This is a genomic window from Streptomyces sp. NPDC059788 (genome assembly GCF_042732265.1).
GTDB lineage: Bacteria > Actinomycetota > Actinomycetes > Streptomycetales > Streptomycetaceae > Streptomyces.
The window spans coordinates 46332-60691 of sequence record NZ_JBHWHY010000017.1 but is presented as its reverse complement, the minus strand read 5'-3'; the positions used below and the strand labels follow the sequence as shown (position 1 = coordinate 60691).

Here is a 14360-nt window from a genome sequence, read left to right as displayed (position 1 = left end):
CGCAACCGTGAACTTTTGTTGCGCGCCTGGTCCCGGTTCGGTCGTTCGTTGCGCACAAACGACAAATCTCACCGGTTGGGCGTTCTCGCCCACCTGGCCCGCAAACGCGTCCGGCCCCGTACCGAAACGTTTCGGTACGGGGCCGGACGCATGGTCGCCCTGCCGGGCGGCGAATCAGCTCCAGCTGGCGTGCAGCGGCTTGCCCTCCGCGTAGCCGGCGGCGCTCTGCACGCCGACGACGGCCTTGTCCGCGAACTCCGCCAGCGAGGCGGCGCCCGCGTACGTGCAGGAGCTGCGGACGCCCGCGATGATCGAGTCGATCAGGTCCTCGACGCCGGGGCGGGCCGGGTCGACGAACATCCGCGAGGTGGAGATGCCCTCCTCGAACAGGCCCTTGCGCGCCCGGTCGTACGCCGACTCCTCACTCGTACGGTTGCGGACCGCACGCGCCGAGGCCATGCCGAAGCTCTCCTTGTACGGGCGGCCGTCGGCGGTGTGCTGGAGGTCGCCGGGCGACTCGTACGTACCGGCGAACCACGAGCCGATCATGACGTTGGACGCGCCGGCGGCCAGCGCCATCGCCACGTCGCGCGGGTGGCGCACGCCGCCGTCCGCCCAGACGTGCTTGCCGTACTTCTTCGCCTCGGCGGCGCACTCCAGGACGGCGGAGAACTGCGGGCGGCCCACACCGGTCATCATGCGGGTGGTGCACATGGCGCCCGGACCCACACCGACCTTGATGATGTCCGCGCCGGCCTCGATCAGGTCGCGCACACCCGCGGCGGCGACGATGTTGCCGGCCACGATCGGCACCTGCGGGTCCAGCGCCCGTACGGCCTTGACCGCGCTGATCATCGACTCCTGGTGGCCGTGCGCGGTGTCCACGACGAGCGTGTCCACGCCGGCCGCCAGCAGCGCCTTGGCCTTGCCCGCCACGTCGCCGTTGATGCCCACGGCCGCGGCGATGCGCAGCTTGCCGTCGGCGTCGGTGGCGGGCGTGTAGAGGGTCGCGCGCAGGGCGCCCTTGCGGGTCAGGATGCCGGCCAGCATCCCGTCCGCGTCGACCGCCGGGGCCAGCTTGCGGTTGGCGGCGTCGAGCTGGTTGAACGCCTCGCGCGGGTCGATGTCCGCGTCCAGGACCAGCAGGTCCTTGGACATGACCTCGGAGACCTGGGTGAAGCGGTCCACGCCGGCCAGGTCGTGCTCGGTGACGATGCCGACGGGGCGGCCGCCCTCGACGACGATCCCGGCGCCGTGCGCCCGCTTGGGCAGCAGCGACAGGGCGTCGGCGACGGTGGCGACCGGGGACAGCACGATCGGCGTGTCCAGGACCAGGTGGCGGCGCTTGACCCAGCCCACGACGTCGGTGATGACCTCGATCGGGATGTCCTGCGGGATGACGACCATGCCACCGCGGCGGGCGACCGTCTCGGCCATCCGGCGGCCGGCGATCGCGGTCATGTTGGCGACCACCAGCGGGATGGTCGTGCCGGTGCCGTCCGGCGCCGCCAGGTCCACGCCCTGACGGGAGCCCACCGCGGAGCGGCCGGGCACCATGAACACATCGTCGTACGTCAGGTCGTACGGCGGCTTGGCATCGTTCAGAAACTTCATACTGGCTCTCTCACCTGCGGATTCACTGCTCGGGCGGGTGGGGAGTCAGCTCCGAACCGGCACCGGTCAGGATGCGGCTCCTAGGACATCATCCCTGATGAGTACGGCTCGGGGCGAACCGGTGTTCCCCCTCCCGCTCCCGCCCGCCCCTTTTCCCGGTGCCGCCGGACGCCACGGAGCGCTTCCTCGCGGATCATCTTTCTGTTACTCTCTGTAATCGAAGTGGCCGGTCTTCGACGCTCGGGATGGCCGGTCACCTGCGGTTCGACGCCGATGTGACCATATGACGGGACGGGAGGTTCTCGCTGGCCAGCAGCTGGGTAAAACCGTGTACAGGCCGCTTCGGGTGTCGATCCGGGGCGACCGCCGGGCCACCGAGAGCCCGGGGGATCACCTCGCATCTGAATACATACAGTAACCGCGACGCGCGGTAGCGACCGGCCGGGCCGGGCGAAGCCGCCTCGGCCGTGGGGGAAGGGGAGGACATGCGCGAAGTCCGACAGGGCGCCCTGCTGCTGCTCACGGCCTTGGCCGGAGCCGCCGTCGCGGTCTGCGACCTGGCACTGGGACCGGAGGTCAGCCTGACCGGGCTGCTGCTGACCGGCCCGCTGGTGGCCGCCACGAGACTCGAAGGCGGGTGCACGGCCCTGGTCTCGTTCGCCTCACTGCTCCTGGGCGTGGCCGTCGCCGGACACGAGCACACCCTGGGCCGCACCGACCAGCTGCTGTCCCTGACCGTGCTGGCCGCCGCCGCGGCCTACGCGACCTGGGCCTCCGACCGGCAGGCCGCCCTGGACAGCCAGCTCGCCGGGGTCGCGGCCGCCGCCCAGCGCGCCATCCTGCGGCCGACCTCGTTCCGGGTCAGCGGGGCCTCGGTCTGCGCCCGCTACCGCTCCGCGGCGCCCCGCGCCGTCATCGGCGGCGACCTCTACGCCTTCGCCGACACCCCGAGCGGACTGCGGGTGCTGATCGGCGACGTGCGCGGCAAGGGCCTGGAGGCCGTCCGCCTGTCCGCCGCGGCCATAGGGCACTTCCGCGACTGCGCCTACACCCGCAGCAACCTCGCCGAGGTGGCCGAGGAGGTCGACCGGCGGCTGATCGACGACCTCGGTCCGGAGGACTTCATCACCGCCGTGATCGCCGAGATATCCCCCGGCCGGCTCCGGCTGGTCAACTGCGGCCACCACCCGCCCCTGCACATGCCCGCCGCCGGCCCGCCCGTCTTACTCCACCCCTCCGAGCCGACCACCCCCATCGGGCTGCTCCCGCTGCCCCGCGTCCAGGAGGTGGAGCTGACACCCGGCGACCGCCTGCTGCTCTACACCGACGGCCTCGCCGAGGCCCGCGACCCCGGCGGCACGATGCTCGACCTGGCCGGCCTGCTGCCGTCCTGCTCCCTGCCCGATCTCAACGACGCGATCGAGGCGGTGCTGTCGACGATGTGCCGCCACACCCACGGCGCCCAGGACGACGACGTCGCCCTCGTCCTGGTCGAGCTGGAGCCGAGCATGCCCCGCCCGCATCTCGGCCACACCCCGCCCGCCGTCACCCGCACGAGCGCCGAGCCCCCCGGCGGGCTCCGGGACCGGACCGCTCCCCCTTCGCCTTCCGCCGCGGTGTCCGACTGACCCGCGGCCACCCCGGCCCCGGCCGGTCCACGGTGCGGCGGCCGGGGGCGTCCCCCGACCGTTTCACGGTGCGTCGGCCGGGCCCTCCTCCTGCTCCGCGCCCTGGGCGGGGCCCGGTTCCGGCGGCCCCACCAGCTCGTCCAGCACATCGGTCATGGTGACGAAGCCGAGCACCACGCCCTGCTCGCCGCTGACGGCGGCCAGCTGCGTGCCGGCCGCCCGCATCGTGGTCAGGGTGTCGTCCAGCGGGGTGTCGCGACTGACACGGGGCACGGGGCGCAGCGCGTCCCGGGGGAACGGCTCGTCCCGGTCGGTGACGCCGAGAGTGTCCTTGATGTGGAGGTAGCCGAGCACCGTACCGTCCGCTCCGGTGACCGGGAGGCGGGAGAACCCGGCGCGCGCCGCGGTGTGTTCCAGCTCGTCGGGGGTGACACTCCGGCCGACGGTGACCATCTCCGACAGCGGGACGAGCAGTTTCCCGACGGGCCGCTGCCCCAGTTCCAGCGCGTCCCGCAGCCGCTCGCCGCCGGAGTCGGTGAGCATCCCGGCGTGGCGCGACTCCTGGACGATACGGGCGAGTTCCTCGTCCGTGAAGGCGGCGGCGACCTCGTTTCCGGGCTCGGTCCTGGCGAGCCGCAGCAGGGCGTTGGCGAGCGCGTTGATGCTCACCACCACCGGGCGCAGCGCGCGGGTGAGAGCCACCAGCGGCGGTCCCAGCAGCAGGGCCGCGCGCTCCGGCGCGGCCAGGGCGATGTTCTTGGGGACCATCTCCCCGACGAGCATGTGCAGATACGTGGCCAGGGTCAGCGCCAGGACGAACGCGATCGGGTGGACGAGCCCGTGCGGGACGCGCAGCGCCTCGAAGACCGGCTCGGCGAGGTGCGCGATGGCCGGTTCGGCCATCGCGCCGAGGAGCAGCGAGGAGGCGGTGACGCCGAGTTGGGCGGTGGCGAGCAGCTCGGAGAGGTGTTCCAGGCCCCACAGCACCCGGCCGGCCCGCCGGTCCCCCGCCGCGGCGCGCGGGTCGATCTGGCTGCGCCGTACGGAGATCATCGCGAACTCGCCGCCGACGAAGAAGGCGTTGCTGAGCAAGGTCAGCGCGGCGACGGCCAGTTGGACGGCGGTCACGGCCGCTCCCCCGCGCCGTCGGCGGTCCGGGCGCCCGGCGACGACGACCCGGCGGGCGCGCTCACCCGTACCCGCTCCGCCCGGTGCCGGCGCACCGCCAGCACCGTCAGCCGCCAGCCCGCCACGCCCACCTCGTCGCCGGGCTCCGGAATCCGCCCCAGCCGGGCCGCGAGCAGTCCGGCCAGTGTCTCGTACGGCCCTTCGGGCGCCTCCAGGCCGGTCCCGGCCAGCCCGTCCAGACGCACCCCGCCGTCCGCCTCCCAGGTGTGCGCCCCGGTCCGCAGCAGGTCCGGGCCCGCCACCGGGTCGTGCTCGTCCCGTACGTCGCCGACGAGTTCCTCGACGATGTCCTCCAGGGTGACGATCCCGGCCGTACCGCCGTACTCGTCGATCACCACGGCCATGCTGCGGACCGTGCGCAGCCGGTCCAGCAGCCGGTCGACGGGCAGCGACTCCGGTACGAGCACGGGATCGGTGGCCAGCTCCGCGACGGTGGTGGCGGTGCGTTCCCGCGGGGCGAGGGCGAGGACGTCGCGGATGTGGACGGTGCCGCGGATGTCGTCGAGACCGCCCCGGTGGACGGGGAAGCGGGACAGCCCGGTGGCCAGGGTCAGTGTGGCGGCGTCGGCCGCGGTGGCGTGCGCTTCCAGGGCCCGTACGTCGACGCGCGGCGTCATGACGTTCTGCGCGGTCAGCTCGCCCAGGTGCAGGGTCCGTACGAACAGCTCGGCCGAGTCGGCCGGCAGCGCGCCCTCCTGCGCGGAGTGCCGGGCCAGGGAGACCAGCTCGGCGGGGCTGCGGGAGGACGCCAGCTCCTCGGTGGGCTCCAGCCCGAAGCGCCGTACGAGCCGGTTGGCGGACCGGTTCAGATGGCGGATGAAGGGCGCGAAGGCGGCGCTGAAGGCGCGCAGCGGACCGGCCACGAGCCGGGCCACGGCCAGCGGCCGGGAGATCGCCCAGTTCTTGGGCACCAGTTCGCCGACGACCATCAGCACCACCGTGGACACACCGACCCCCAGCGCGGACGCGACGCCCGGGGCCACCGTGCCCGGCAGTCCGGCCGTCTCCAGCGGGCCGCGCAGCAGCGCCGCCACGGACGGTTCCGCGAGCATGCCGATGACCAGTGAGGTCACGGTGATGCCGAGCTGGGCGCCGGACAGCTGGAACGCGAGCGCGCGGACGGAGCTCAGCACCCCCAGCGCCCCGCGCTCCCCGTCCTCCACCGCGCGCTCCACCTCGCTGCGCTCGACCGTCGTCAGCGAGAACTCCGCCGCGACGAACACGGCACAGGCCAGCGTCAGCGCCAACGCCGCCAGTAGGAGAAGCACCTCGGACACCGCGTCACCTCCCGCCGCACCTCGGTGCCCGGCGGCGGGCAGGTGAAACATCGCGCGCGCCGAACCGGAGGACACCGGTGGCGCGGCGGGAGGGGATGCGGCCGTATCCGCTCAGGCCAGGTCGGTACGGCGCCGGGCCCGGAGCCGCCCGTGCAGTGCCCACGCGAAGGCCGCTCCCACCGCGTACCAGAAGAGGTCCGGCGCGTTGAACGTCGAGCCGAGCACCAGGCGCGCCACCACGCTGCGCCGCGAAAGCTCCGCCGGTACGTCGCTGAGCTGCGCGAACTCCACCGCCCAGCTGACGGCCAGCGCCACCCCCGCCGCGACCGGCGGCCGCACGCGCGGCGCGGCCAGCACCACCAGCGTCTGCACGAGCACGGTGTAGAGCGCGTCGCCCGCGTACTTTGCGACCTCGGGGCCGAGCCCCGCGCGGGCCGCGCCGGCCCGGACACCGAGCCCCGCGGCGACCGTCAGCAGCGCCGCCGCGCCCGCCATCAGGCGCAGTCGCGCCACGCCCGGCCGTTCCCCGCCCGGCCCGCCCCCGCCCCCGTACGTCACTTCGTCCGCGTCCCCGGCTCCCGGCCGCTCGCCATCACGATCACCAGCCCGGTGTCCGTGTCCCGCCAGAAGCCCACCGCGTCCGCGATGATCTCCTCCGCGACGCTCCAGTCGTCGGGCGCGGCGGCCGCGTACCGCTGCCAGCCGCACACCACCAGCACCCGGCCGCGGTCCGCCGGGCACCACGACAGGTCGGTGAGGCAGTCCGCGAGCGCGTCCCAGTTGCGGCCGAACCAGTCCGGCAGCCGCAGCGCCCGCGCGCAGCGGTCCATGAACCCGGCCTTGTCCACGACCCCTTCGAGGTCGAGCAGCGCGCCCTCCCAGCCGGCCGCGCGCGCCGCGTCCAGCGCCTCGCGCGGGGGCCGGTCGTGCGGCCAGGGCACGACCCCGGGGGGCGTACTGCCGTCGAGCACCGCCGCGAGCGGCCGGGGCACGGGAGCCGTCATCGGAGCACCGCCTTGAAAGTCCGGTAGTGGTCGTCGGTGTAGTACGTCTCGCGGCTGTCGCCGGTGACGATGCGCCGCGCGCCGCGGTCCTTCGAGCCCGGGGTGGGGACCGTGTACTCGTGGTAGTAGCCGCGCTTCTGCTTGGGCAGCAGCCGCTCGTGGTTGCCGAAGACGGTGCCGTCCTTCGGGTACGGGAACGGGCCGCGCGCGTCGATCAGCCGCAGCGTCTCACGCGCCTGCGCGGGCAGCCGGCCCTCCGGGACGGTCGCCATGCCCTTGGCCCAGTCCGGCGCGGTGGCGCCCGCCGAGGGCGCGCTGTGTGTGGACTTCGCGCTCCCCTTGGCGCCACCGCCTCCGGAGCAACCGGACAACAGCAGCAGAAGGCAGGCCAGCAGCGCGGCGAGTACGCCGAAGGCCGCGCGGGAAGCGGAGCGGATCACCATGCGCCGATGCTGTCACAGCCCGGCACCCGGTGCCCGCCCGCGTCCGTACAAGATCACTTCGAGGCGGTCCGGAGCCGCCGGACGTGCCTCAGGCGCCGTCCGGGTCCGCCCGCTCCAGCGCCGGACGCGGGCCGGGGCCGGTCTCCAGCAGCAGATGATCCGCGGCGGCCGTGTCCGTCACCAGGCTCGTCACCAGCCCCGAGCGCAGCACCGCGCCGATCGCCGCCGCCTTCTGCCGGCCGCCCGCGATCGCCACGACCTCGGGGATCCGGCGCAGCCGGTCCGCCTCGACCGTGATGCACCGCTCGCCCAGGTCCCGCCCGATGCGGCGGCCGTCGGCGTCGAAGAGGTGCGCGGACATCTCGGCGGCGGCACCCAGCGAGGCATAGTGCTCCCGCTCCTGCTCCGAGAGCATGTCGTAGACGGTCGAGATGCCCGGCGCCCAGGAACCGATGGAGACACAGGCGACGGTGACCTTGTCGAAGTACTCGAACGCGCGGGCGATGCCGGTCTGGCCGCGCAGCGCGGCGGCCGTCGCCGAGTCGGGCAGCAGCATCGGCGCGTAGATGGGGTGCGCCTCGCCGCCGGAGACATCGGCCGCCCGGCGCACCGCCTCGACCGAGCCGCGGTCCGCGGTGCCCGCGTCGTACACACCGGTCAGCTGCACGACCGTGCACGGCGGCAGACGGTGCAGCGCGGCCGCCATGTGGATGGTGGACCGGCCCCAGGCCAGGCCCAGCACATCGCCCTCGGTGACCAGCTCGCCGAGGAGGTCGGCCGCGACCTCGCCGAGGTTCTCCGGGTCCGGGGCGTCGACGACGGCGTCGGCGGGCGACTCCACCACGACCGCGTGCCGCAGGCCGTAGCGGGCCCGCAGCGCGTCGGACCGTTCGGCGTCCAGCTCCGCCGGGACGCGGATCTCGATCCGTACGAGGTCGCGCTCCAGCGCCGTCTCCAGCACCCGGGCGACCTTGAAGCGGCTGACGCCGAACTCCTCGGCGATCTGGATCTTGGACTTGCCCTCTAGATAGAAGCGGCGGGCCATGGCCGCGGCCTGCACCAGCTCGGCGGGGCCCATTGCGGACTGCGGGCGGCTGGCAACCACGAGATTCTCCCCTTGTGCGCACCTGATCGAGTCTTTGCTCATCCTTGCAGAAACCCGAGGTGGTCGGGGACCATCACCGCCCCGGCCGTCGTGAACACCAGGTAGCGGCAACACCAAGAAACACCGGCAGGCGGGGATCGGCGCACGCGCTCCCCGCACACCACGTGCGGTGCCGGTGCCCGCGGCCGGTCCGCGGGCACCCGTGCGTCAGTGGGCGCAGCCCCGGCCGGCCCCGGCCGCGGCGGACTCGGCCTGGGCGCGCAACTCGCGCACCGCCTTCGCCGGGTCGTCCGCGCCGTACACCGCCGAACCCGCCACGAACACGTCCGCGCCGGCCTCCGCACACCGCTCGATCGTGGACGCCGAGACCCCGCCGTCCACCTGGAGCCACATCTGCAGACCGTGCTTGGAGATCAGCTCCCGGGTCCGGCGGATCTTCGGCAGCATGATGTCCAGGAACGCCTGGCCGCCGAAGCCCGGCTCCACGGTCATGATCAACAGCATGTCCAGCTCGGGCAGCAGGTCCTCGTACGGCTCGATCGGCGTGGCCGGCTTGAGCGCCATCGACGCCCGCGCGCCCTTGGCCCGGATCTCCCGCGCCAGGCGGACGGGCGCGGCCGCCGCCTCCGCGTGGAAGGTGACCGAACCGGCACCGGCCTCGATGTACTGCGGCGCCCAGCGGTCCGGGTCCTCGATCATCAGGTGCAGATCGAGCGGAGTGTCCGTCGCCTTGCTCAGCGCCTCGACCACCGGAGCACCCAGCGTCAGATTCGGCACGAAGTGGTTGTCCATCACATCGACATGCAGCCAGTCGGCGCCCTCGACGGCCTTCGCCTCCTCGGCGAGCCGGGCGAAGTCTGCGGACAGGATGCTGGGGTTGATCAAGGCCATGCCTCCAGTATGTCCTGCCCGGCCCGACAGGCCGAAGCGGGTGGGGCAGGGGTGGAGCGGCGCCGGGTGCGTGGACTCGCGAGGCGCGGCAAACCGGAAGGGGCGGACCGGGTTCGTCCGGGCGGGGAGAGTCGACCGGACCGAACGACGCCGGTTCCCGGCCGTCATTTTGCGACGATCCCTCTGCGGCCTGTTCGGCACTCCGGAGGCGGCATTTCGGGCACCGAAGCAGCTCGGCAGAGCCCGAGAAACAATCACTCACCCCTAGAAGCCACAAACGCCCCATCGCCGCAAACGCCCTGTGGGTTCCCGCTTCCACTGGCCCATCGCGAGCACTCGACCTGGGATTCTCCGTGGTGTCTCAATCGGGACCGATCAAGATTTGTCTCACGACCACGGCCAATCAACGGGGCCTCCCTCCTCCAAGACAGCAGGGTTCGGGATGGGCCGCGCCCTCGGTTTACGAAACAAGCGGCCGGGACAACCTCACTCACCGCAGATGCTGGTCGACCAAGCGCTCGAAGGCGCGTGCCGCCGCGCTGGAGGTGCGGTTGCCGGGCGTGGCCAGGGAGATGGGCCAGTTGAGGTCCGCCCCGGTGATGGGCAGCGCGATGAGGCCGTCGTCGGGACCGGTACTACCCCGAGGCAGCAGAGCGACGCCCAGGCCGTGGCGGACGAAGTCGGCGCCGTCCCCGATGGCGGTGATCTCGATGGCGACTTGGCGTTGCAGCCCGGCCGTGGCGAACGCGCGATCTGTCACGGCGCGGTTGCCGTAACCGGAGGGGAAGTCGACGAACGCCTCGTCGGCCAGCTCCCCGAGCGCCACCCGGCTCTGCGCGGCAAGCCGGTGTCCCGCAGGAACGACGAGGTCCAACGGGGTGGTGGTGAGGTCTGTCCACTGCACGCCGGGCGGCGGCGAGCCCGGAATGGAGACGAACGCGAGGTCGAGCCTGCCCTCGGTGAGCGCCTCGAGGAGCCCGGGGGAGCCGCCGCATGACGCCGCGGTGGCCAGGCGCACGGAGACCGCGGGGTGCTCGCGGTGGAAGCGGCCCAGCAACGTCGGCAGGTCGATCGACCCGAGAGAACTCAGCGTCCCGACGCGCAGGGTGCCGCGGACGCCACCGTTGACGTCGTCGACGGCGTCCCGCGCGTCCCGGACGGCGTCGAGGGCCGCCCGGGCCTTCGGCAGCAACGCGTGTCCCGCGTCCGTGAGGGTGACCCGCCTGGAGGTGCGTTCCAGCAGCCTGGTGTGCAGTTCCCCTTCCAGGGCCGCGATCGTCGCCGACACAGCCGACTGCACGACGTGCAGTCGGGCGGCGGCGCGCGTGAAGCTCGACTCCTCGGCCACCGCGACAAAGCACTCCAACTGGCGCAGTTCCATTCCCCAACCATCTCTCATGGTGATGGTTGCGAGCAAAAACATTCGTTGGACGTGATCCATCAGAGGCCGGAGTGTGGGAGGCGTACGAGCCCACTTCTTCGGGAGCCGACCACCATGACCACTGCACCGTCCGGCCGCCGCCACACCCCGCGCGCCCACCACGGCCTCCGCACCCACCGCGAAGTCCGGCTGGCCGCCCGTCCCGCGCCGGGGGCGCCGCTCACGGACGACCTCTTCGAGATCGCCGAGGGCCCGGTCCCTTCCCCCGAGCCCGGTCAGCTCCTCGTACGCACCGAGGTGATGAGCGTGGCCGCCGTCATGCGGACGCTCATGGACGAAACGACCAGCGTGCCGATGCGCTCCTTCGCACTCGGTGAGCCGCTGTACGGCCCCGCGATCGGCGAGGTCGTGTCCGCCCCCGGTACCGGCTTCGCCCCCGGCGACCTCGTGCAACACGACCTGGGCTGGCGCGAGTACGCCCTGGTGGACGCCTCCGCCGCACAGCACGTCGACCCGGGCCTGCTGCCCGACCCGGCCGCCTACCTGTCCCAGGGCCCCACGGCCTGGATGGGCGTCACCCGCGGAGCCGAGGTACGCCCCGGGGACACGGTCTTCGTCAGCGGCGCTGCGGGCGGTGTGGGGTCCCTTGCCGGGCAGGCCGCCCGGCTGCGTGGGGCCCGGCGGGTCATCGGCAGCGCCGGCTCGCAGCGAAAGGCGGACATCTTGCGCAAGGAACTCGGCTACGACGCCGTCGTCCTCCGCGGCGCAGGGCCAATCGAGGAGCAGCTGCGCGCTGCCGCTCCGGAGGGCGTCGACGCGGTGATCGACAACGTCGGCGGTGAGCAGCTGCAGGCGTCCATCGCCGTCGCCAACCGCGGCGCCCGCATCGCCCTCGTCGGGGCGCTGGGCGCCCAGCTCGCAGACTCCGGCTCACCCACCACGGCCATCGACACCTTCTCCCTGCTGACCCGGGGCATCACCTTGCGCGGCACCGTCCTGCACGCGGACCACCTCGACCTGATCCCCGAGTGGTACCAACAGTTCGGCGCCGGGCTGCGCGCCGGCACACTGACTTTTCCGCACTCCAGGCTGCACGGCCTCGACAGCGCCCCCAGGGCCCTGCGCGAACTGGTCGAAGGCTGCCACGTGGGAGCGGTCCTGGTGGAGCTGTAAGGCCCCGCTTTCCGGAAGCGTCGACCTGCCGAGCAGGGCGTCCGGTCGCCCGTTGAGTCCGTCCGTGGATGTTGTGGTGAGCTGCGGGGTTGCCAGGTGGAGCAAGAACGCTCGGCGCGGGATTCTCAGTGCGCCTGGTTTCCGTGAAATCCGGGGAACGGCCGGCTCGCCGATGCCGGAGAAGATCGAACGAGGAGCGTCGTGGCGTCGGGAGGTCAGGTACGGAGCAGGTCGGTCGGGACGGCCCAGAGGCGCTCGGCGACAGCGGCATCGAGTGCCCATTCCTTGACGCCGTGCGGGTGTTGCGCCAGGTCGGCGTCGTTCGGCAGGGTGCAGGCCTCCTGCGAGCCATCGAGGTAGTGGCCTCCGAAGTCGGCGAACCGCGGGGCGACGGCCGCGACCATGGTGGTGGCGGCTCCCTACTGGACCGTTTCGTATCTGAAGACTCCGGCGGCCTCGGCCGCATCGAGCGACTGCTTCTGCTGCGCGGTGAAGTTCCGCTGCAGCCCCGTTGCGACACCGCCGGGGTTCACTGCATTGGCGACGATGCCGTCGGACGCCCACAGGCAGGTCGCCTCAACGGCGAACAGGGAGTTCGCCGCCTTCGACATCGCAGCGGTCGAACATGCCCTGGCCGATGTCGACCGTCCTCTCGCGCAGCGCCTCGTCGAAGCCGTGGTCTGCTGTTTCGGGGGAGATGGCGTAACTGGTTTCCCGGCAAGACACAGCATGCACGCGCCAGTCGCCCCTGCAGCAGACTGTGCCGCTGGGCCCACTGGGTAACGGCGGGGCGGGTACGGGTGCCGAAGGCGTCGGGATGGAGTTCTCCGGCCCGGCTGATCAGCCCGGTTTCGGCGTAGCCGTAGGCCTGGAAGAGTTCGTCGGCGAGCACGGCGACGGCCTGCAGCAGGCCTCGGTTCCGATCGGCCAGGTCGTCGGAGAGCACGGTGGCGGCGGCGTAGGCGTAAGGGCAGTCCTGCGTGCTGCGCGGTGGGAGATCGATGGCATGGACACGCCTTGTCTCATTCTTCGTGGCCCCTGGGCCAGACAGGGGCCACGAAGAATGAGAAAGGGTCATTCATTCTGAGACGCTACACGCCCCGCCCGTCACGCCGTCCGACGCAGCAGCGCCAAGTACATCGCGTCCGTACCGTGCAGATGCGGCCACAGCTGTACGTCCGGGCCGTCGCCCAGTGCGGGCACACCCGGCATCAGCGGGCGCGCGTCGATCCACTCCGCGGTCACGTCCGCGCCGGCCCGCCCCTTGAGGACGTCGTCCACCACGGCCCGCGTCTCGGCCGGATGCGGCGAGCAGGTCGCGTAGCCGACGACGCCGCCGACCCGTACCGAGACCAGCGCCTGGCGCAGCAGCTCGCGCTGCAGCGGCGCGAAGCCGTCCAGGTCCTCCGGACGGCGGCGCCAGCGCGCCTCCGGCCGCCTGCGCAGCGCGCCGAGGCCGGTGCACGGGACGTCCATCAGGACGCGGTCGAAGGAGCCGGGCCGCCACGGCGGGCGGGTGCCGTCGGCCGTGATGACCTCGTACGGGCCGGGGTTGCCCGCGAGCGACCGCGCCACCAGGCGCGCGCGGTGCGGCTGCTTCTCGGAGGCGAGCAGCCGGGCCCCGCGCTGCGCGGCGAGCGCGCCCAGCAGTGCGGCCTTGCCGCCCGGCCCGGCACAGCCGTCCAGCCAGGTGCTGTCGGCGCCGTCGACGGGCGCGTTGGCCAGGGCGGCCGCGACGAGCTGGCTGCCCTCGTCCTGCACACCGGCGCGCCCCTCGCGCACCGCGTCCAGGGCTCCGGGCTCGCCACCCTCGGCGAGCCGTACGGCGTACGGGGACCAGCGCCCCGGCAGGGCGCTCTCCTCCCCCACGGCCTCGATCAGTTCCGCGGTGGTGGACCGTCCCGGCCGGGCCACGAGCGTGACCTCGGGCCGCTCGTTGTCGGCCTCCAGCAGGTCCTCCACACCGGCCCGCCCGCCGCCGAGGGCGTCCCAGAGCGCGGAGACGATCCAGCGCGGATGCGCGTGCACGATCCCCAGGTGCTCCTCGGGGTCGTCGTCGTACTCGGGCGCGACCCGCTCCAGCCACCCGTCCAGATCGTCCGCGGCGATCTTCCGCAGCACCGCGTTGACGAACTTCGCCCGCCCGTCGCCCAGCACCACACGCGCGAGTTCGACGCTCGCGCTCACGGCGGCGTGCGTCGGGATGCGCGTACCGAGGAGTTGGTGCGCGCCGAGCGAGAGCACGTCCAGGACCGGCGGGTCCACCTCCCGCAGCGGCCGGTCCACGCACCGCGCGATGATCGCGTCGTAGGTGCCCTGCCGCCGCAGCGTGCCGTAGACCAGCTCGGTCGCCAGTGCCGCGTCGCGCCCGTCGAAGTCCCCGTTGTCCCGGGCCTTGCGCAGCATCGGCGGCAGCACCAGGTTCGCGTACGCGTCCCGCTCGTCGACGGCCCGCAGCGCCTCGAAGGCGAGTATCCGGACGGGGTCCTTCTTGGGGCGACGGTAGGGCTTGCCGGGACGACGCGGCTGACCAGAACTGCTCACGAGAAATGTGCTCCGCAATACGAGACGAGGTTCGCCTCCCAGCCTACGCGGCACGGCGGCTCCCGCCGCGGCCCGCCTCCCTCAGCGCCGCCGTCCCCCTTCCCGCCCCTCG

General features: G+C 72.9%; 13 protein-coding genes and 1 pseudogene. 2 read left to right on the top strand and 12 right to left on the bottom strand.

Features of this window, described 5'->3' with window-relative positions; translation table 11 throughout:
- Nucleotides 1-174: 174 nt before the first annotated feature.
- Nucleotides 175-1614, bottom strand: coding sequence for a GuaB1 family IMP dehydrogenase-related protein (locus ACFV57_RS16635; RefSeq protein WP_385231737.1), 1440 nt, complete (start codon nt 1612-1614; stop codon nt 175-177).
- 485 nt (nt 1615-2099) lie between these two features.
- Here ACFV57_RS16635 and ACFV57_RS16630 point away from each other — a divergent pair, with 485 nt between their 5' ends.
- Complete coding sequence (locus ACFV57_RS16630) at nt 2100-3242, top strand: PP2C family protein-serine/threonine phosphatase (protein ID WP_385231735.1); 1143 nt, start codon at nt 2100-2102, stop codon at nt 3240-3242.
- 63 nt (nt 3243-3305) lie between these two features.
- Here ACFV57_RS16630 and ACFV57_RS16625 read toward each other — a convergent pair whose 3' ends face one another.
- From ACFV57_RS16625 to ACFV57_RS16590, 8 genes are all read right to left on the bottom strand, one after another.
- On the bottom strand, nt 3306-4370 hold the full coding sequence (locus tag ACFV57_RS16625) for a hemolysin family protein (RefSeq protein WP_385231733.1): 1065 nt from the start codon (nt 4368-4370) through the stop codon (nt 3306-3308).
- A complete protein-coding gene (locus ACFV57_RS16620) occupies nt 4367-5707 on the bottom strand; it encodes a hemolysin family protein (RefSeq protein ID WP_385231731.1) in 1341 nt (446 codons plus the stop codon). Before ACFV57_RS16620 ends, ACFV57_RS16625 begins: the two co-directional genes overlap by 4 nt.
- 111 nt (nt 5708-5818) lie before the next feature.
- Entirely contained in the window at nt 5819-6202 is a 384-nt protein-coding gene (locus ACFV57_RS16615; protein WP_385232065.1) for a DUF2809 domain-containing protein, read from the bottom strand.
- Between the two features lie 59 nt (nt 6203-6261).
- Nucleotides 6262-6711: a barstar family protein gene (locus ACFV57_RS16610; protein ID WP_385231729.1), complete on the bottom strand. Its 450-nt coding sequence runs from the start codon at nt 6709-6711 to the stop codon at nt 6262-6264.
- Nucleotides 6708-7154: a ribonuclease domain-containing protein gene (locus tag ACFV57_RS16605; protein ID WP_385231727.1), complete on the bottom strand. Its 447-nt coding sequence runs from the start codon at nt 7152-7154 to the stop codon at nt 6708-6710. Before ACFV57_RS16605 ends, ACFV57_RS16610 begins: the two co-directional genes overlap by 4 nt.
- An 88-nt stretch (nt 7155-7242) precedes the next feature.
- On the bottom strand, nt 7243-8232 hold the full coding sequence (locus ACFV57_RS16600) for a sugar-binding transcriptional regulator (RefSeq protein ID WP_385232062.1): 990 nt from the start codon (nt 8230-8232) through the stop codon (nt 7243-7245).
- Between the two features lie 234 nt (nt 8233-8466).
- A complete protein-coding gene (gene rpe, locus ACFV57_RS16595; RefSeq protein WP_385231724.1) occupies nt 8467-9150 on the bottom strand; it encodes a ribulose-phosphate 3-epimerase in 684 nt (227 codons plus the stop codon).
- Nucleotides 9151-9640: 490 nt separating this feature from the next.
- Entirely contained in the window at nt 9641-10531 is an 891-nt protein-coding gene (locus ACFV57_RS16590) for a LysR family transcriptional regulator (RefSeq protein ID WP_385231721.1), read from the bottom strand.
- A 114-nt stretch (nt 10532-10645) separates the two neighbouring features.
- Between ACFV57_RS16590 and ACFV57_RS16585 the strand changes: the two genes are divergently transcribed.
- Nucleotides 10646-11704 (top strand): zinc-binding dehydrogenase, encoded by a 1059-nt coding sequence (locus tag ACFV57_RS16585; RefSeq protein WP_385231718.1) that lies wholly within the window; start codon nt 10646-10648, stop codon nt 11702-11704.
- A 215-nt stretch (nt 11705-11919) separates the two neighbouring features.
- On the opposite strand, the pseudogene ACFV57_RS16580 reads toward ACFV57_RS16585, so the two are convergent.
- The 3 genes and pseudogenes from ACFV57_RS16580 to ACFV57_RS16570 form a co-directional block, all read right to left on the bottom strand.
- Nucleotides 11920-12318 (bottom strand): annotated as a pseudogene (locus tag ACFV57_RS16580) (oxidoreductase); the annotation flags it as partial.
- Nucleotides 12281-12439 (bottom strand): hypothetical protein, encoded by a 159-nt coding sequence (locus ACFV57_RS16575; protein WP_385232089.1) that lies wholly within the window; start codon nt 12437-12439, stop codon nt 12281-12283. The gene ACFV57_RS16575 and the pseudogene ACFV57_RS16580, both read right to left, overlap by 38 nt.
- Nucleotides 12440-12811: 372 nt before the next feature.
- The gene (locus ACFV57_RS16570; protein WP_385231715.1) at nt 12812-14248 is read right to left on the bottom strand and encodes an RsmB/NOP family class I SAM-dependent RNA methyltransferase; all 1437 of its coding nucleotides are present in this window, start codon (nt 14246-14248) and stop codon (nt 12812-12814) included.
- Between the last annotated feature and the right edge of the window lie 112 nt (nt 14249-14360).